This is a genomic window from Pristimantibacillus sp. PTI5, assembly GCF_048572955.1.
Taxonomy (GTDB): domain Bacteria; phylum Bacillota; class Bacilli; order Paenibacillales; family Paenibacillaceae; genus Pristimantibacillus.
On sequence record NZ_CP183886.1, the window covers coordinates 2502666 to 2521218 of the forward strand.

Here is an 18553-nt window from a genome sequence, read left to right on the forward strand (position 1 = left end):
CCAAAGCTTCGGAACTTACTCAATGATGTTGTTTTCTTGGTCTTTTACGAGAGCCTTCATTTCTTCAGTGACTGTAATGCCCTGCTCAGCTGCTGCTTTCATGTTGAAAATGAAATCAAGTTTCTGCGGAACGGTAACATTCATCTCGCCCGGGTTCTTACCGTTTTTCAAAATCTCTACAGCCATTTGTCCAACTTCATAGCCATGGTCATAATACTTGAAGCCAACAGCCGCAAATGCACCTTTTTCAACGGTGTCGCGATCTGCAGAGAAGAAAGGAATATCGTTTTCGTTAGCGACTTCGATGATCGCATCCGCACCGGTAACAACCATATTATCAAGTGTGATATAGATCGCATCTACGCGGCCGACCAGCGAATCCGCAGCTTGCTTCACGTCCGAAGAATTGGCAACGGAAGCTTTGATCAGCTTAATGCCATGCTTCTCAAGCGCTTTTTCCGCGATATCACCCATAATAACTGCGTTTTGTTCACCTTCATTTATAATAAGACCAACATTTTTGACATCCGGAATTTGAGTAGCGATAAAATCCATTGTTTCAGTAATCGCAGCCGGATTTGTATCCGACGCTCCTGTAATATTGCCGCCTGGCGCTTCCAATTGCGTTACGATACCCGCATCAATCGGATCGGTTACAGCTGCAAACAAAACAGGAATGTCCTTCACGTCATCTGCAAGAGCCTGAGCGGTTGGAGTAGCAATCCCTAATGCAAGATCACTTTTGCTGCTGGCGATTTTTTGAGAAATGGTTTTAATATTAGCAGAGTCGCCTTGTGCATTATTGAAATCAATTTCAAGGTTTTTACCTTCTTCAATTCCTGCATCCTTAAGGGCAGCTACAAAACCGTCGTATGTTGCGTCAAGCGATGGATGTTCTACGATTTGCGATACAGCAATCTTGTACGTTTTCTCGGCAGTATTGCCCGATCCTGCAGTATTGCCTTCACTCTCGTTACTCGTTTTCCCCGTGTTCGCACCGCACGCCGCCGTTACGACCATAAACGAAGCCAAAGCTAATGTAAGCCAAAATTTTCTGTTCATTCATTAAACCCCTCTCATCATATAAGTCGTCTTGCAATGAAGCCCTTTAGGGATTAATCATATACAGCAAAGCATCATCGCTTTCTCTCATTAAAGCTAATGCCTGTACGTGAGTGACTGATTCTTAACGAGCTTGGACGACCTTTACTTACTATCCATTAATATTAAATGTGCAAGAGAATGCCGTCAATCATTAGTTCACTGTAAAAATAAGTTAAACGAACTACAGTTCGTCATATTCCGCGTGAAAAATAAAAAACAAAAGCCCTCACCGAAGTGAGGGCTTTTGTTATTCACAGCGGCTAAGCCGCCATCAATTATTTTTGGATAGAAGCTACAGCGCCAGCGCCTACTGTACGGCCGCCTTCACGAATAGAGAAACGAGTTCCCTCTTCAACAGCGATTGGAGCGATAAGCTCAACCGTTACAGTGATGTTGTCGCCAGGCATAACCATCTCAGTGCCTTCTGGCAGGTTGATGATACCCGTTACGTCAGTTGTACGGAAGTAGAACTGTGGACGGTAGCCAGTGAAGAAAGGCTTGTGACGGCCACCCTCTTCTTTTGTAAGAACGTAGATTTGTGCAGTGAAGTTAGTGTGTGGTTTAACCGAACCCGGTTTAGCCAAAACTTGTCCACGCTCGATGTTGCTGCGGTCTACACCACGAAGCAATGCACCTACGTTGTCCCCAGCTTGAGCGGAGTCAAGCAATTTACGGAACATTTCAACGCCTGTTACTACGGACTTACGGGATTCTTCAGCAAGACCGATAATTTCTACCTCGTCGCCGACTTTGATAACGCCACGCTCTACGCGACCTGTAGCAACTGTACCACGGCCAGTGATTGTGAATACGTCCTCGACAGGCATAAGGAAAGGCTTAGCTGTGTCGCGCTCAGGAGTTGGGATGTAAGTATCAACTTGCTCGAAGAGCTCGATGATTTTCTCAGCCCAAGGGCCTTCTGGGTTAGCAAGAGCTTCACGAGCTGCACCACGAATGATCGGAGTGTCGTCGCCTGGGAACTCATACTCGGAAAGAAGGTCACGAACTTCCATTTCTACCAATTCAAGAAGCTCTTCGTCTTCAACCATGTCGCATTTGTTCAAGAATACAACGATGTAAGGTACGCCTACTTGTTTCGAAAGCAAGATGTGCTCACGAGTTTGTGGCATAGGACCGTCAGTAGCGGATACTACAAGAATAGCTCCGTCCATTTGAGCAGCACCAGTGATCATGTTTTTTACATAGTCGGCGTGACCTGGGCAGTCAACGTGAGCGTAGTGACGAGCTGGCGTCTCATACTCAACGTGAGCTGTCGAGATCGTGATACCGCGCTCGCGCTCTTCTGGAGCTTTATCGATTTGGTCGAATGCGATTGCTGCACCGCCGTATTTTTTGGAAAGTACAGTTGTGATAGCTGCAGTCAAAGTCGTTTTACCGTGATCGACGTGACCGATAGTACCAATATTAACGTGCGGTTTGTTACGTTCAAATTTAGCCTTAGCCATTGAACTTGAGCCTCCTCAATATATCATGAATTTTTTTATGTGTGGGCCGGCATCTGGTTTGCAAGCAAACTTAGCTGACGGCCAAAAGCAATTGGTTTAGAAGGACAAAAACGATTACTCGCCTTTGTTCTTAGCAATGATCTCTTCAGAGATCGATTTTGGAACTTCTTCATAGTGAGAAAGCTCCATAGAGAATACGCCGCGTCCTTGTGTACCGGAACGTAGTGTAGTGGAATAACCAAACATCTCGGAGAGAGGCACCTTGGAACGGATAATTTGTGCACCTGCACGAGTATCCATACCTTCGATACGACCACGACGGGAGTTAAGCATACCCATAACATCGCCCATGTACTCTTCAGGAACAGTAACTTCTACTTTCATGATTGGCTCAAGAAGAACTGGCTTACATTTGTCTTTGGCAGCTTTAAGCGCCATCGATCCTGCAATTTTAAACGCCATCTCCGAGGAGTCAACATCATGGTAAGATCCGTCAACAACAACAGCTTTGACATCAACGAGCGGGAAGCCGGCAACTACACCGTTCTTCATTGACTCTTCGATACCAGCTTGGATAGGAGCGATAAATTCACGAGGAATTGATCCGCCGACTGTTTTGTTTTCGAAAATAAAGCCTGAACCTGGCTCAAGTGGTGAGAATTCAACCCAACAATGACCGAATTGACCTTTACCACCGGACTGACGAACGAACTTACCTTCAACCTTCGCAGCTTCACGGAACGTTTCGCGGTAAGCAACTTGCGGTTTACCAACGTTTGTTTCAACTTTGAATTCGCGGAACATACGGTCAACGAGAATCTCAAGGTGAAGCTCACCCATACCAGAAATGATTGTCTGGTTAGTTTCTTCGTCCGTATGTGCGCGGAAAGTAGGATCTTCTTCTGCCAGCTTGGAAATAGCGATACCTAGTTTATCTTGGTCAGCTTTCGTTTTTGGTTCGATAGCAACCGAGATAACCGGCTCAGGGAAGTTCATTGATTCAAGAATGATAATGTTCTTCTCGTCGCAAAGAGTATCCCCTGTCGTCGTATCTTTAAGTCCAACTGCTGCAGCGATGTCGCCTGCATACACTTCAGAAATCTCTTGACGAGCGTTCGCGTGCATTTGAAGAATACGTCCAATCCGCTCACGTTTACCCTTAGTTGAGTTAAGAACATAAGAACCGGATTTCAGAATTCCTGAGTACACACGGAAGAACGTCAATCTACCAACGTAAGGATCCGTCATGATTTTGAATGCCAAAGCCGCGAACGGCTCTGTATCGGATGATGGACGTTCGCCTTCTTCGCCGTCTTCAGTTGTACCTTTAATAGCCGGTACATCAAGAGGAGATGGAAGGTAGTCTACAACCGCATCCAACATCAGTTGAACACCTTTGTTACGGTAGGAAGATCCAACGATAACAGGGAAGATTTTTACTTCGCAAACGCCTTTACGCAGTGCTGCTTTGATTTCTGGAATTGAAATTTCTTCGCCTTCCAGATATTTCATTGTCAGCTCTTCGTCAAGCTCTGCTACCTTTTCAATCAATTCCGTACGAAGTTCTTCCACTTGGTCAGCATACTCCGAAGGGATTTCAACTTGAATAGGATCTTTACCTGTGTCGTCTTTGTACTTGTAAGCTACACGTTCAACGATATCGATAACGCCGACAAAGTCAGACTCAGCACCAATCGGAATTTGAATGGCAACAGCGTTTGCTTGAAGACGCTCACGCATATCTTTGATAACGTTAAGGAAGTCAGCACCAATGATGTCCATTTTGTTGACGTATGCGATCCGCGGAACGTTGTAACGGTCAGCTTGACGCCATACAGTCTCGGACTGTGGCTCGACTCCTTCTTTCGCACTGAAAACTCCAACGGCCCCGTCCAAAACGCGCAGGGAACGCTCAACTTCTACTGTGAAGTCAACGTGTCCCGGGGTGTCGATAATATTGATGCGGTGTCCATTCCATTGAGCGGTTGTCGCGGCAGACGTAATCGTAATACCGCGCTCTTGTTCTTGTTCCATCCAGTCCATCGTAGCTGCACCTTCATGCACTTCTCCGATTTTGTGGGTACGGCCCGTGAAGAACAAGATCCGTTCAGTTGTAGTTGTTTTACCAGCATCAATATGCGCCATGATCCCGATGTTACGCGTATTGTTCAAGGAGAACTCTCTTGACATAAAATGGTCTCCTCTCGAATGTTAGAATCCTACCAGCGGTAGTGAGCAAACGCTTTGTTAGCTTCAGCCATTTTGTGAGTGTCTTCGCGCTTCTTAACAGCTGCGCCAGTGTTATTGGATGCATCTGTGATTTCAGCAGCTAAACGCTCTTCCATCGTTTTCTCACCGCGGTTACGTGAGTAGTTCACGAGCCAACGGAGACCAAGTGCCGTACGGCGCTCTGGTTTAACTTCGATAGGCACTTGATAGTTTGCACCGCCGACACGGCGTGCTTTAACCTCAAGTACTGGCATAATATTTTTCAAAGCAGCTTCGAACACTTCCATCGGATCTTTACCCGTGCGTTCTTGAATCAGTTTGAAAGCATCATACAATAGTGTTTGTGCAACGCCTCTTTTACCGTCAAGCATAATACGGTTGATTAGGCGTGTTACCAGTTTGCTGTTATACAGCGGATCTGGAAGCACATCGCGTTTCGTTACAGGACCTTTGCGTGGCATGAGAAAGTCCCCCTTTCTTCTAATAGTCGCTATTTCTAGCATTTCTATGACCCGTTAGGGTTATACTTATGACTTTTTAACTTTCGGACGTTTCGTTCCGTATTTCGAACGAGCTTGCATACGGTTGTTAACACCCGCAGTATCAAGTGCGCCGCGAACGATATGATAACGTACTCCTGCTAAATCTTTTACTTTACCACCACGAATCAAAACAACGCTATGCTCTTGCAAGTTGTGTCCGATACCCGGAATGTAAGCCGTAACCTCTAAGCGGTTCGTTAAACGAACACGAGCATATTTACGAAGTGCGGAGTTCGGTTTCCTTGGAGTCATTGTACCTACACGAGTGCACACACCGCGTTTTTGAGGAGCGCTGATGTTAGTAGCTTCACGTTTCAATGCGTTGAAACCTTTTTGCAATGCCGGCGATTTCGATTTAACGACTTTCGCTTGGCGTCCTTTACGGACTAGCTGGTTAATAGTTGGCATGTTGCCACCCCCTTCCCTATATTCATGTCTTTTGAAAATATAAGCATTTATAAAGCTGTTTGTTTATAAATCTACTTATATTTCTTTTGCGTAACGAACTCTTTCCACCAAAAGACGGCAACAGCCGTATACGCTTGTATGGTAGACATTTCACCTAAAATTAAGCCCACAGATCCAGGCGGTTCATAAAAGAACAAACAAAAGTTCTCGCCAGTCAATCATCGTTAAATAATCAACTAACAAAAACGGTTATTGCGTTATTCTTCTTCGGTTACGAGCGCTGCCATTGCGGCCCCGATATCGATGCCGCAGGTTTCCCCAAGCTCATCCATCGTATCGATCCATTTAATCGGAACTCCCGCCCGCTCACATAGATGAACAATTTTCTCTTTCATCTGCGGATCTGCATCTCGTGCAACATAGACTTCAATGGCTCTTTGCTGCTCGAGCATCTTAGCCGTCTGCTTCGCGCCGACTTTGAATTGCATGAAAATCACCTTCAATTCTTCCATTCAGCGATCACACAATTAGGCACACTTCGATATATTAACACCTAAACTGTGCTTGTGTCAAGAAACTTCAAGGATATTCATTTGCAAACCTTTTGTTAATGAAAATCACACTGTAAACATGCAAAAGAGCGATTATCTTCCGCTTCCAATGAAGCGGAAGATATAACGCTCCTTCGATATGAATTAGCTTCCGGTTATAAAACGTGATCAGCTGACGTCAACTAGTCGACGGTAACGGCTTCCGTTTCCAATTCCCCTTCAACTACAGTAGTAGCTTCATCTTCTAGTCCGGCAAAGCGAATGTTGCGGTAACGAGCCATTCCAGTACCAGCTGGAATCAACTTACCGATAATAACATTTTCCTTGAGTCCAAGCAACTGGTCAACTTTGCCTTTGATAGCGGCATCGGTCAATACGCGAGTTGTTTCTTGGAAGGAAGCTGCCGACAAGAATGAATCTGTTTCAAGCGATGCCTTCGTAATACCGAGCAAAACTGGTTTTGCGACAGCTGGTTCGAGATCTGCGAAAATCGCAGCGCGGTTTTGAGATTCATATTCATGAATGTCAACAAATGCGCCAGGAAGCAGAGTCGTTCCTCCTGCGTCTACGATACGGATTTTGCGGAGCATTTGTTTAATCATGACTTCAACGTGCTTGTCATTGATTTCTACCCCTTGGTTCCGGTAAACGCGCTGTACTTCTTGCAAAATGTAGTTTTGAACGCCACGGATACCTTTGATGCGCAGCATATCTTTAGGGTCAATTGAACCGTCAGTCAGCTCATCGCCGGCTTCGATTTGTTGGCCTTGCGTTACGCGGATACGCGAACCATAAGTAACGGCATACACTTTGGATTCCGCTTCGCCTTGAACCTCGATTTCGCGACGGTCCTTAGCTTCACGGATTTCTTTGATTACACCGTCAAGCTCGGAGATAATCGCTTGACCTTTCGGATTACGCGCCTCAAACAACTCTTGGATACGCGGCAAACCTTGTGTAATATCATCGCCGGCAACGCCGCCCGTATGGAACGTACGCATTGTCAACTGTGTTCCTGGCTCCCCGATGGATTGAGCTGCGATAATACCAACCGCTTCCCCGATCTCAACGTGTTTACCAGTAGCAAGGTTACGTCCGTAACAAATCTTACATACGCCATGGCGGGCACGGCAGCTTAGTACGGAACGGATTTGCAGTTTTTCAACGCCAGCATCGATAATCGCATCCGCTTTATTGGAATCAATAAGCTCGCTGCGGTTAACAATGATTTCGCCTGTTTTCGGATTACGAACCGTTTCAAACGCATAACGTCCTTCAATACGGTCGTAGAGATCTTCAATAACCTCTTTACCATCTTGAATTTTGCTTACGGAGAAGCCTTTGTCCGTACCGCAATCATCTTCGCGCACGATTACGTCTTGTGCCACGTCGACAAGTCGACGCGTCAAGTAACCGGAATCGGCTGTCCGAAGCGCTGTATCCGCCAAACCTTTACGCGCTCCGTGAGTCGAGATAAAGTACTCGAGTACGGTAAGACCTTCGCGGAAGTTTGATTTAATTGGCAACTCGATAATACGACCCGATGGATTCGCCATCAGACCACGCATACCGCCAAGCTGCGTAATTTGAGATTTGTTACCCCGTGCTTTGGAGTCCACCATGAGCATGATGTTGTTATAACGATCCATCGATTTCATAAGAACATCGGTGATTTCGTCTTTACATTTGCTCCAAATGCTGATGATGCGGTCATAACGCTCTTCGTTTGTAATCAAACCGCGGCGGTATTGATTCATAACGGTAGCAACCTTCTCATCGGAGAGCTTCATTATCTCGTTTTTCTCATTCGGGATGATAACGTCAGATACACCGATCGTAATACCAGCCTTAGTCGAATAAGTGAAGCCGAGCTGCTTAATGCGGTCAAGAAGCATCGCAGTAAGCGTGGTGTGGTATTGACGGAAGCATTCCGCAATAACTAATGCGAGATAATCCTTGCCTACCGCACCTGGCGTGGCGATCCCATCCAAGAATTTAGGAAGATCGGCGCCTTTCTCGTAAACGAAATATTTATCAGGCGTGCCGTGCAACAGATTCGTTTTCGTTGCTTCGTTGATATAAGGGAAATCTTCAGGGAAAATTTCGTTGAAGATTACTTTACCTACCGTAGTAACGAGAAGCGAGTTTTGCTGCTGCTCAGTGAAATTAACTTTTTTGAGCACGCGAACCGGAATAAAAATCCTTGCGTGCAAGGAAACAATACCGCGTTGGTAAGCAGAGATCGCTTCGTTAATGGTACCGAAAACGGAACCACTGCCTTTAGCCTCTTTGTTATCCATCGTTAAGTAGAAGCTTCCCAGAACCATATCCTGTGAAGGAGTAACGACTGGCTTGCCGTCTTTCGGGTTAAGGATGTTGCCTGATGCCAGCATAAGCAAACGAGCTTCTGCTTGCGCTTCTGCAGACAACGGAACGTGAACGGCCATTTGGTCACCGTCGAAGTCAGCGTTGTAGGCTGTACATACGAGCGGGTGAAGCTTAATAGCGCGACCTTCAACCAGGATAGGCTCAAATGCTTGAATACCTAGTCTGTGAAGCGTCGGGGCACGGTTAAGCAGTACCGGGTGCTCTTTGATTACTTCCTCAAGAACATCCCAAACCTCTGGGCTTACGCGTTCTACCTTGCGCTTCGCACTCTTGATATTATGTGCCAAGCCTTTATTAACAAGCTCTTTCATTACGAAAGGCTTGAACAATTCAAGTGCCATTTCCTTCGGAAGTCCGCACTGGAACATTTTGAGGTTAGGACCTACAACGATAACCGAACGACCAGAGTAGTCAACCCGTTTACCTAGCAAGTTCTGACGGAAACGTCCTTGCTTACCTTTCAGCATGTGGCTGAGAGATTTAAGCGGACGGTTACCAGGACCTGTTACAGGGCGACCGCGACGACCGTTATCGATCAAAGCATCAACCGCTTCCTGCAGCATCCGTTTTTCGTTTTGCACGATGATATCAGGAGCGCCAAGATCAAGCAGACGCTTCAGACGGTTGTTACGGTTAATAACACGGCGATACAGATCATTAAGGTCAGAAGTCGCAAAACGACCGCCATCAAGCTGTACCATCGGACGAAGCTCAGGAGGAATTACAGGAAGCACGTCTAGAATCATCCATTCCGGCTCGTTACCGGAGTTACGGAATGCTTCTACGACTTCAAGGCGCTTAATCGCACGGTTGCGTCGTTGCCCTTGAGCCGTACGCAGTTCTTCCTTCAATTGCTCAAGCTCTTTGTCAACGTCGATATCTTGCAAAAGCTTTTTGACAGCCTCGGCGCCCATACCGGCATGGAATCCATACCCGTATTTCTCCCGGTAGCTGCGGTATTCTTTCTCCGAAAGGAGTTGTTTTTTCTCAAGCGGCGTATCACCAGGATCAGTTACCACATAGGATGCAAAATAAATGATCTCCTCAAGCGAACGAGGCGACATATCTAATGCAAGACCCATACGGCTTGGAATTCCTTTGAAATACCAAATATGAGAAACTGGAGCAGCTAGCTCGATGTGACCCATACGCTCACGGCGAACCTTAGCGCGAGTTACTTCAACGCCACAGCGATCACAAACAACGCCTTTATAACGTACACGTTTGTATTTACCGCAATGACATTCCCAGTCTTTTGTAGGTCCAAAAATTTTCTCGCAGAAGAGACCTTCCTTCTCCGGCTTTAAGGTCCTATAGTTGATCGTCTCCGGTTTTTTAACTTCTCCGCGGGACCACGAGCGAATTTTATCCGGCGATGCCAGACCGATTTTCATATACTCGAAGTTGTTCACGTCCAACAAGGAGCAACCCTCCTCCGTCATGTATGACAATGTCTATCTAATCAGCTAGATTCCGTCATAGGCGCGTGACCATGTGACGGAATCCAGCAACTAGTTTATTCAGCAGCGCCGACTTCGGCACCTTCTATATTGAGGTTGAGCTTATCGCCCGTTGCCTCGTCTTCATCATCCATTTCCTTCATTTCGATCTCTTCTTCGTTCTCAGACAGGATTTTTACGTCCATACCCAAGCTTTGAAGCTCTTTGATCAAAACTTTAAACGATTCAGGAACGCCTGGTTCCGGCACGTTCTCGCCTTTAACGATGGACTCGTACGTTTTCACACGGCCAACCACGTCATCGGATTTAACGGTCAATATTTCTTGAAGCGTGTATGCAGCGCCATATGCCTCGAGCGCCCATACCTCCATCTCCCCAAAACGTTGTCCGCCGAACTGTGCTTTACCACCGAGCGGTTGTTGCGTAACGAGTGAGTAAGGACCAGTTGAACGGGCATGGATTTTATCGTCGACCATGTGTGCCAGTTTGATCATGTACATGACCCCAACCGTAACTTCACGCTCGAAGTTTTCGCCTGTCCGTCCGTCATACAGCACGGTCTTACCGTTACGCTGCATGCCTGCTTCTTCCATCGTATCGAAAACGTCATTCTCGCGCGCGCCGTCAAATACCGGCGTAGCGGCATGAATGCCGAGATGCTTACAAGCCATACCCAAGTGAACCTCAAGCGCCTGGCCGATGTTCATCCGCGACGGTACGCCGAGCGGGTTAAGAACAACCTCTACAGGTGTGCCATCCGGTAGGAAAGGCATATCTTCTTCCGGCATGATACGGGCGATAACCCCTTTGTTACCATGACGTCCGGCCATTTTGTCGCCTTCGGAAATTTTCCGTTTTTGGGCAATGTAGGCACGTACCAATTGGTTAACGCCTGGCGGCAATTCGTCGCCGTTCTCACGGGTAAATACTTTTACGTCAACAACGATACCGTCCGTACCATGCGGTACGCGCAGCGATGTATCACGAACTTCACGAGCTTTCTCACCGAAGATAGCGTGCAGCAATCTTTCTTCCGCAGTCAGCTCCGTAACACCCTTCGGCGTTACTTTACCAACGAGGATATCGCCTGCGCCGATTTCTGCGCCGACACGGATAATGCCGCGCTCATCCAAGTTACGAAGAGCTTCTTCGCCGACATTCGGGATATCGCGAGTGATTTCTTCCGGTCCAAGCTTCGTATCACGGGCTTCAGACTCATATTCCTCAATGTGAATGGATGTATAAACATCCTCTTTCACAAGTTTTTCGCTAAGCAGGATCGCATCCTCATAGTTGTAGCCTTCCCATGTCATGAAAGCAACGACTACGTTGCGTCCAAGAGCCAATTCGCCCTTTTCAGTGGAAGGACCGTCTGCAAGGATATCACCTTTTTTAATTACATCGCCTTTACGTACAAGTGGACGCTGGTTGATGCACGTTCCTTGGTTAGAGCGCATAAACTTGTGTAGTTTATGTTTTATCAAGTCACCTGTAACCGGCTTGCCATCGATTTGTTCAACGCGGCGAAGCCAAATTTCATTAGCGGAAGAACGTTCGATTATACCGTCATGCTTCGCAACGATACAAACGCCGGAATCTTTCGCTGCCTTATGCTCCATACCCGTACCAACAAGCGGCGATCTCGGGATAAGAAGCGGTACCGCTTGACGTTGCATGTTCGATCCCATGAGGGCACGGTTGGAGTCATCGTTTTCCAAGAATGGAATTAACGCTGTCGCAACGGATACAACCTGCTTTGGTGATACGTCCATGTAGTCAACGCGATCGCTAGGCATTGTCAAAATGTTATCGGCTTGTTTATTGTAACGAACGATCGTATTTTCTTCTGCAAACTTATCTTCCGAAGTCAGCTTCGCATTCGCTTGTGCGATTACGTAGTTATCTTCTTCGTCAGCAGTCAAATACGCAATTTGCTCCGTTACAATTCCCGTCTTCGGATCTACCCAACGATATGGTGCTTCAATGAAGCCATATTCGTTAATGCGGGCAAAAGAGGACAAGGAGTTGATCAAACCGATATTCGGTCCCTCTGGCGTCTCGATCGGACACATCCGCCCATAATGGGAGTGATGGACGTCACGAACTTCAAAGCCCGCGCGTTCCCGAGTCAAACCGCCGGGTCCGAGTGCGGATAAACGACGCTTATGCGTCAATTCAGCAAGCGGATTCGTTTGGTCCATAAACTGGGACAGCTGCGAGGAGCCGAAGAACTCTTTTATAGATGCAATAACCGGTCGAATATTGATTAGCGCCTGCGGCGTAATTGCATTCGCGTCTTGAATGGACATTCTCTCGCGCACGACGCGCTCCATACGAGACAAACCGATACGGAATTGATTTTGAAGCAATTCGCCTACAGAACGCAGACGGCGGTTCCCGAGATGATCGATATCATCCGTACTGCCAACGCCGTGCAGCAAGTTAATAAAGTAGTTAATGGAAGAAATGATATCCGCTGGCGTAATATGCTTCACGGATTTATCAATAATGCCATTGGCAATTACTTTAATCACTTTGCTTTCGTCATATGGCGAGAATACGCTGATCGTTTGTAGTGGAATACTATCAGCATCCAAAACGCCATTAGCAACATGATACGTTTTGAAGCCTACATCCTTTTCAAGCTTCTCGAGAATTTCATCAAGCAAACGACGGTCAATCATTTGTCCGGATTCGGCGATAATCTCGCCGGTTGCAGGATCAACTAGATTTTCCGCAAGCCGCTGATTAAACAAACGGTTCTTGATATGAAGCTTCTTGTTTATTTTGTAACGGCCTACATTGGCCAAGTCATAACGTTTCGGGTCAAAGAAGCGAGCAACAAGCAAGCTCTTCGCATTGTCCAAAGTCGGAGGCTCGCCTGGACGAAGACGCTCATAAATTTCAATCAGCGCTTTCTCCGTGGAATCCGTGTTATCTTTGTCCAGCGTGTTGCGAATGTACTCATCATGTCCCAGCAGCTCAAGAATTTCAGCGTCAGTACCAAAGCCTAACGAACGCAAAAGCACCGTTACCGGTATTTTCCGGGTCCGGTCAATACGAACGTAGATAATGTCCTTCGCATCTGTTTCAAGTTCCAACCAAGCGCCACGGTTAGGAATAACCGTCGCCGTGTAATTTTTCTTCCCGTTTTTATCGACCTTCGTGCTGAAGTACACACTCGGGGATCGAACCAATTGGCTAACTATGACACGCTCGGCCCCGTTAATAATAAACGTGCCTGTCTCTGTCATAAGCGGGAAATCACCCATGAAAACTTCTTGTTCCTTTACTTCGCCGGTCTCCTTGTTAAAAAGTCGTACCTTAACGCGTAAAGGAGCCGCATACGTCACGTCGCGCTCTTTTGATTCATCGACCGAATATTTCGGTTCGCCTAAGCTATAGTCGATAAACTCAAGCGATAGATTGCCCGTAAAGTCCGAAATCGGAGAAATATCTTGGAACAACTCAATCAAGTCGCTATCCAAAAACTTCTCATACGATTTTTGTTGGATTTCAATCAGGTTCGGGACTTCCAGCACCTCGTTGATCCTGGCGTAGCTTCTGCGCGCGCGCCGACCATACTGAACAAGTTGTCCTGCCAACTTAACCTCACCCCTCATGTCTGTATCACAGCATCGATAATCACTGCGTCACTATAGACGGACCAGCCGTCTATATAGTCAAATAAAGAAAAGCCCTTATCGAATAGTTCGAAAAAAGAGCATGTTCCGGCAGCTAACCAATCACAGCGCGGCCGTGATAGTCTCATATCAAATAATTTTGCCCAAAACGTAAACATTATACGTCAAATGTGTAAAACTTATGCATTCCGCGCTTTAAATTCACACTTGACATTTTAGTTAACTAAAGAGATCGAGCCCAATTTAATGCTGACATTTTATAATTTTACCATATCTAAAATGTCAAGTCAATAATTTTTATTCTGTTTTCAAAGATATTTTCAAAACATCATTTTCCTTTTTTAATTAACCTTTTACAGCACGAAAAATTCGGTAGCCCTTGTCCTTCGTCACTTCTTCTACCTCTGTGAATAGAGACTCCAGCTTCGCCTTCGCCGAAGGCGCCCCTTGTTTTTTCTGTATAACAACCCACATGCTGCCGCCTTGCTCAAGCAAGTCATAACCTTCTTCAAAAATGCGATGCACGACCGCTTTGCCTGCGCGGATTGGAGGATTAGTGACGATGACATCAAATGTCATTCCCTTAACCGCTTCGAACAAATCGCTCTGCAGCACCGATATATTCGAAATTCCGTTAAGCTTCGCGTTCTCTTTCGAAAGTTCTACCGCTCTTTCATTTATATCAATCATCGTTACCCGCCCATGCTCAGCGAGCTTGGCTGATGTCAAACCAATCGGACCGTACCCGCAGCCAACATCAAGCACCCGGGCATTCGACTTTAACTCCAATGCGTCAATCAACACCTGACTCCCATAATCGACGCCAGATTTCGAGAATACGCCGGCATCCGTCATAAAACGGAAGGTAAAGCCTCGAAGAGACACTTCGTGCACTTGACGATTATGCTTCACATCTGGGCTTTGTGAGTAATAGTGATTCGACATGATTCATCACTCCCCGTTCTTCCATTACGCCTTTACGCAACCATCGGTCTTCAAACCGGTCAGAAGCCAAGCTTTGCGTTGAAAGATAAGAAGGTATAAGAAAATCACTTATACCTTCTTATCTTTTAACATACAACGAACCCCTTGAAACCTTACGGATTCAAGGGGCTCGCCAGCCGAATCATCGTTCAATCGCATGATCAGCTTATTTTGTTAAAACAATACTACTTAACTTCTACGGAAGCGCCAGCTTCAGTAAGTTTAGCTGCAACTGCTTCAGCTTCTTCTTTAGCAACTTTTTCTTTAACAGCTTTAGGAGCGCTGTCAACCAAGTCTTTCGCTTCTTTCAGGCCAAGACCTGTGATTTCGCGAACAACTTTAATTACGTTGATTTTCGATGCGCCAGCACCGTTAAGGATTACGTCGAATTCAGTTTGCTCAGCTTCAACAGCTGCGCCAGCACCTGCTGCTGCTACTGGAGCTGCTGCAGTTACGCCGAATTCTTCTTCAATTGCTTTAACAAGCTCGTTCAGTTCAAGAACGTTCATAACTTTAATCGCTTCTAAGATTTGTTCTTTAGACATGATTATACCTCCGGGAATATGGTTTATTTTTTTTTGGTTTATCATACAGCCGGCTTGCACCGGTTCAATGCTGTTAGTGACTTGAGACTGAAATTAAACGCCAGCTTCTTGCTTTTCACCGACTGCTTTAACTGCAAGCGCGAAGTTGCGCACTGGAGCTTGCAATACGCTGAGGAGCATAGAAAGCAAACCTTCGCGGGACGGAAGTTCCGCAAGAGCTTTAATTTCTTCTTGAGATACGACTTTACCTTCAACAACGCCGCCTTTAAGTTTCAAAGCATCGTTTTTCTTAGCGAAATCGTTCAAAATTTTAGCTGGAGCAACAGCGTCTTCTTTACCGAATGCAATTGCAGTAGGACCTGTAAGAATGCTGTTCAATTCTACGAAATCCGTACCTTCAGTTGCGCGGCGAACGAGCGAGTTTTTAAGAACTTGGAATTCAATCCCTGCTTCACGAAGCTGTTTCCGAAGTTCAGTAACTTGCGCAACGTTCAATCCACGATAGTCAGCTACAACTGTACTGGAGCTAGCAGCAATTTTCGCCGCGATTACGGCAACTGCCTCTTGTTTCTCTTGGATGATATTTGCGTTAGCCAAACTGTACACCTCCCGTAATAGTATACATTCCGTTAATTACGACGGGCTTTCCACGCCTCGATGCATGAGAAAGGCCTTCGCAGACACTGCGAAGGCCATGATGTCGTTATCGCGCATCAACCCAGAATGGATCGAATGTTGCTTACAAACGTTTTATCATAACACCTCGGTAGGAAATTAAGCCTTAAGGCACCTACTGTCTACGGTATGCGTATTCGAATTTAGTTCCGTTCTTCTTAGCGATATACCGCTGTGGAAACACGAGCGCCAGGGCCCATTGTTGAAGAAACGGCGATGTTTTTCAGGTAAATACCTTTTGCAGCAGCCGGTTTAGCACGGTTAAGTGCATCGATCAATGATTTGAGGTTCTCGTTGAGTTTCTCAGCATCAAATGATACTTTACCGATTGGAGCATGGATTTGACCTGCTTTATCAAGACGGTATTCAATCTTACCGGCTTTAATTTCTTGAACGGCTTTAGCAACGTCAAACGTTACTGTTCCTGCTTTAGGGTTAGGCATCAAGCCTTTACCGCCGAGGATACGTCCAAGTTTACCAACTTCAGCCATCATGTCCGGCGTTGCTACGCAAACGTCGAATTCGAACCAGCCTTGTTGGATTTTGTTGATCATGTCTGCATCGCCGACAAAGTCAGCACCCGCAGCTTCCGCTTCTTTCACTTTTTCGCCTTTTGCGAAAACGAGAACGCGTTTTGTTTTACCAGTTCCGTGTGGTAGTACAACTACGCCACGAACGGCTTGGTCTTGTTTACGCGGGTCTACGCCCAAACGAACTGCTACTTCAACGGACTCGTCGAATTTAGCTGTCGCTGCCTTTTTTACAAGCTCGATCGCTTCCAAAGGCTCGTATGTTGCTTCGCTGTCGATAAGCTTAACAGCTTCTAGATATTTTTTACCTTGTTTAGCCATTGTAATTTCCTCCTTATGTGGTTGTAGCGGAAAATCCTCCTAAGGATGATCCTCCCACTCGCGAAAGCCGAAGCTTCGCAAAGCAAGTTACCTCGCGGTAATTAGTCAACAATAGTTACGCCCATGCTGCGAGCAGTACCTTCAACCATACGCATTGCTGCTTCTACAGAAGCTGCGTTAAGATCCGGCATTTTTTGCTCAGCGATTTCGCGAACTTTGTCACGTTTTACAGTAGCGACCTTTTTCTTGTTCGGTTCGCCTGAACCTTTTTCGATACCAGCTGCGACACGTAGCAATACTGCTGCCGGTGGCGTTTTTGTTTCGAAAGTAAAAGAACGGTCTTCGAATACTGTAATAACGACTGGAATAATCAAGCCTGCTTGATCTGCTGTACGAGCATTAAACTCTTTACAAAACGCCATAATGTTAACGCCTGCTTGACCAAGTGCTGGACCGATCGGCGGCGCTGGGTTTGCTTTACCTGCAGGAACTTGCAGTTTGACCATCTTGATGACTTTCTTTGCCATGCCTGACACCTCCTAACCCTTTATTCCATGCGTAAATAGCATATGCCGCTTTAGAAGAGGCATCGCCACTTCGCGTCCAAACCTCCACCGGTTTAACCCAGGTGGGCTTTAGAAACCAGATATTATATCTTTTCCACTTGAGTGTAATCCAGCTCCAGCGGGGTCTCCCTGCCAAACATGTTTACATGAACCTTCAACTTCGCTTTGTCCAGCAAAATTTCTTCTACTGTACCAACAAAATCTGCGAAAGGACCTACTTTGACGCGAACCGTTTCCTTCAGATCGAACTCGATTTTCGGCTTTGGTTCTTCCATGCCCATGTGTTTGAGTATTTGCTCAACCTCATCAGGCAATAGAGGAATCGGCTTTGAACCGGAACCTGTTGATCCTACGAATCCAGTTACGCCAGGCGTATTACGAACAACGTACCAAGAATCGTCGGTTTGAACCATTTCCACAAGAACATAGCCGGGGTAGACCTTACGTTGGACAGTCTTCTTCTTACCGTCCTTTTCTACCACTTCATCTTCCATAGGGACAAGCACGCGAAAGATTTTGTCTTCCATGCCCATCGATTCAACTCGGCGCTCCAAATTGGCTTTCACCTTGTTCTCATAACCTGAGTAGGTATGCACGACGTACCATCTTTTTTCCATCACAAATCCACCTTTGGACCCTTCTTAAACAATGAGTTCAACCAGAGACGAGATCCCGATGTCAAGAAGCCAGAAGTAAATCGTTACAAACGTGATCGTGAGCAAAACTACGATCGAATAGCTTGTCAACTCTTTACGGCTTGGCCAGCGAACCTTCTTAAGTTCCGCCCAGCTGTCGGCAAAAAAACTAAACGTTGTACCAAAGCTTTGCTTTAGTTTAGCCAAAAATGCCACGTTCACACCTCCAATTGACTATCTCGTCTCGCGATGAGGAGTCTGCTCGTTACAGAACTTGCAAAACTTCTTCAACTCGATGCGGTCGGGGTGATTGCGTTTGTTCTTGCTGCTCGCATAGTTTCTCTGTTTGCAGTTTGTGCATGCCAACGTGATAATTACCCGCATTGAATTACACCTCCCGAACTGCTACAAAATACGAATCATGAAGCTCTATTTGGAAGTTCATTGATTCCAACGCCAAAACGAAAAAAAACCTCGATTTTAGGCCTACCTAAACACTTTATCA

The 18553-nt window shown here is 46.2% G+C and carries 16 protein-coding genes and 1 other annotated feature; all 16 genes read right to left on the minus strand.

Annotation, left to right across the window (positions count from 1 at the left end; genetic code table 11):
• Positions 1–15 precede the first annotated feature (15 nt).
• The 16 genes from ACN6MW_RS11255 to rpmG all read right to left on the minus strand — a co-directional run bounded on the left by ACN6MW_RS11255 (position 16) and on the right by rpmG (position 18432).
• The gene (locus tag ACN6MW_RS11255; protein WP_419875512.1) at positions 16–1062 is read right to left on the minus strand and encodes an ABC transporter substrate-binding protein; all 1047 of its coding nucleotides are present in this window, start codon (positions 1060–1062) and stop codon (positions 16–18) included.
• Positions 1063–1379: 317 nt separating this feature from the next.
• Positions 1380–2570 carry an elongation factor Tu gene (gene tuf, locus ACN6MW_RS11260; protein ID WP_053373895.1) on the minus strand — a complete coding sequence of 397 codons (1191 nt, stop codon included), beginning with the start codon at positions 2568–2570 and terminating at the stop codon, positions 1380–1382.
• A 114-nt stretch (positions 2571–2684) separates the two neighbouring features.
• Positions 2685–4760: an elongation factor G gene (gene fusA / locus ACN6MW_RS11265; RefSeq protein WP_419875513.1), complete on the minus strand. Its 2076-nt coding sequence runs from the start codon at positions 4758–4760 to the stop codon at positions 2685–2687.
• Between the two features lie 29 nt (positions 4761–4789).
• The gene (gene rpsG, locus ACN6MW_RS11270) at positions 4790–5260 is read right to left on the minus strand and encodes a 30S ribosomal protein S7 (RefSeq protein ID WP_028609662.1); all 471 of its coding nucleotides are present in this window, start codon (positions 5258–5260) and stop codon (positions 4790–4792) included.
• A 66-nt stretch (positions 5261–5326) separates the two neighbouring features.
• Positions 5327–5749: a 30S ribosomal protein S12 gene (rpsL, locus tag ACN6MW_RS11275; RefSeq protein WP_054025332.1), complete on the minus strand. Its 423-nt coding sequence runs from the start codon at positions 5747–5749 to the stop codon at positions 5327–5329.
• A gap of 257 nt (positions 5750–6006) precedes the next feature.
• A complete protein-coding gene (locus tag ACN6MW_RS11280; protein WP_419875514.1) occupies positions 6007–6237 on the minus strand; it encodes a ribosomal L7Ae/L30e/S12e/Gadd45 family protein in 231 nt (76 codons plus the stop codon).
• A gap of 245 nt (positions 6238–6482) precedes the next feature.
• A complete protein-coding gene (rpoC, locus tag ACN6MW_RS11285) occupies positions 6483–10109 on the minus strand; it encodes a DNA-directed RNA polymerase subunit beta' (protein WP_419875515.1) in 3627 nt (1208 codons plus the stop codon).
• A gap of 95 nt (positions 10110–10204) precedes the next feature.
• Positions 10205–13753 carry a DNA-directed RNA polymerase subunit beta gene (gene rpoB, locus ACN6MW_RS11290; RefSeq protein ID WP_419875516.1) on the minus strand — a complete coding sequence of 1183 codons (3549 nt, stop codon included), beginning with the start codon at positions 13751–13753 and terminating at the stop codon, positions 10205–10207.
• 384 nt (positions 13754–14137) lie between these two features.
• Positions 14138–14737 (minus strand): class I SAM-dependent methyltransferase, encoded by a 600-nt coding sequence (locus ACN6MW_RS11295; protein ID WP_419875517.1) that lies wholly within the window; start codon positions 14735–14737, stop codon positions 14138–14140.
• 224 nt (positions 14738–14961) lie between these two features.
• Complete coding sequence (rplL, locus tag ACN6MW_RS11300) at positions 14962–15321, minus strand: 50S ribosomal protein L7/L12 (protein ID WP_110773977.1); 360 nt, start codon at positions 15319–15321, stop codon at positions 14962–14964.
• A gap of 93 nt (positions 15322–15414) precedes the next feature.
• Positions 15415–15918, minus strand: a complete 504-nt coding sequence (gene rplJ, locus ACN6MW_RS11305; RefSeq protein ID WP_364144895.1) for a 50S ribosomal protein L10 — start codon at positions 15916–15918, stop codon at positions 15415–15417.
• A gap of 57 nt (positions 15919–15975) precedes the next feature.
• Positions 15976–16142, minus strand: a sequence feature (ribosomal protein L10 leader region).
• A gap of 12 nt (positions 16143–16154) precedes the next feature.
• Positions 16155–16847 carry a 50S ribosomal protein L1 gene (gene rplA, locus ACN6MW_RS11310; protein ID WP_308998880.1) on the minus strand — a complete coding sequence of 231 codons (693 nt, stop codon included), beginning with the start codon at positions 16845–16847 and terminating at the stop codon, positions 16155–16157.
• A 101-nt stretch (positions 16848–16948) separates the two neighbouring features.
• On the minus strand, positions 16949–17374 hold the full coding sequence (gene rplK / locus ACN6MW_RS11315; RefSeq protein ID WP_028609671.1) for a 50S ribosomal protein L11: 426 nt from the start codon (positions 17372–17374) through the stop codon (positions 16949–16951).
• A 122-nt stretch (positions 17375–17496) separates the two neighbouring features.
• The gene (gene nusG / locus ACN6MW_RS11320) at positions 17497–18030 is read right to left on the minus strand and encodes a transcription termination/antitermination protein NusG (protein WP_053373884.1); all 534 of its coding nucleotides are present in this window, start codon (positions 18028–18030) and stop codon (positions 17497–17499) included.
• Between the two features lie 24 nt (positions 18031–18054).
• The gene (gene secE / locus ACN6MW_RS11325; RefSeq protein ID WP_028609673.1) at positions 18055–18264 is read right to left on the minus strand and encodes a preprotein translocase subunit SecE; all 210 of its coding nucleotides are present in this window, start codon (positions 18262–18264) and stop codon (positions 18055–18057) included.
• A gap of 18 nt (positions 18265–18282) precedes the next feature.
• Positions 18283–18432, minus strand: a complete 150-nt coding sequence (gene rpmG, locus ACN6MW_RS11330) for a 50S ribosomal protein L33 (RefSeq protein WP_015847242.1) — start codon at positions 18430–18432, stop codon at positions 18283–18285.
• Positions 18433–18553 lie beyond the last annotated feature (121 nt).

What these genes read in the sequence shown, in the direction of transcription:
- rplK (WP_028609671.1), bottom strand. Translation starts at nt 17,374, where the DNA reads ATGGCAAAGAAAGTCATCAAGATGGTCAAACTGCAAGTTCCTGCAGGT.
- rplA (WP_308998880.1), bottom strand. Translation starts at nt 16,847, where the DNA reads ATGGCTAAACAAGGTAAAAAATATCTAGAAGCTGTTAAGCTTATCGAC.
- tuf (WP_053373895.1), bottom strand. Translation starts at nt 2,570, where the DNA reads ATGGCTAAGGCTAAATTTGAACGTAACAAACCGCACGTTAATATTGGT.
- rpmG (WP_015847242.1), bottom strand. Translation starts at nt 18,432, where the DNA reads ATGCGGGTAATTATCACGTTGGCATGCACAAACTGCAAACAGAGAAAC.
- ACN6MW_RS11295 (WP_419875517.1), bottom strand. Translation starts at nt 14,737, where the DNA reads ATGTCGAATCACTATTACTCACAAAGCCCAGATGTGAAGCATAATCGT.
- nusG (WP_053373884.1), bottom strand. Translation starts at nt 18,030, where the DNA reads ATGGAAAAAAGATGGTACGTCGTGCATACCTACTCAGGTTATGAGAAC.
- rpsL (WP_054025332.1), bottom strand. Translation starts at nt 5,749, where the DNA reads ATGCCAACTATTAACCAGCTAGTCCGTAAAGGACGCCAAGCGAAAGTC.
- rpsG (WP_028609662.1), bottom strand. Translation starts at nt 5,260, where the DNA reads ATGCCACGCAAAGGTCCTGTAACGAAACGCGATGTGCTTCCAGATCCG.
- ACN6MW_RS11280 (WP_419875514.1), bottom strand. Translation starts at nt 6,237, where the DNA reads ATGCAATTCAAAGTCGGCGCGAAGCAGACGGCTAAGATGCTCGAGCAG.
- ACN6MW_RS11255 (WP_419875512.1), bottom strand. Translation starts at nt 1,062, where the DNA reads ATGAACAGAAAATTTTGGCTTACATTAGCTTTGGCTTCGTTTATGGTC.
- fusA (WP_419875513.1), bottom strand. Translation starts at nt 4,760, where the DNA reads ATGTCAAGAGAGTTCTCCTTGAACAATACGCGTAACATCGGGATCATG.
- rplL (WP_110773977.1), bottom strand. Translation starts at nt 15,321, where the DNA reads ATGTCTAAAGAACAAATCTTAGAAGCGATTAAAGTTATGAACGTTCTT.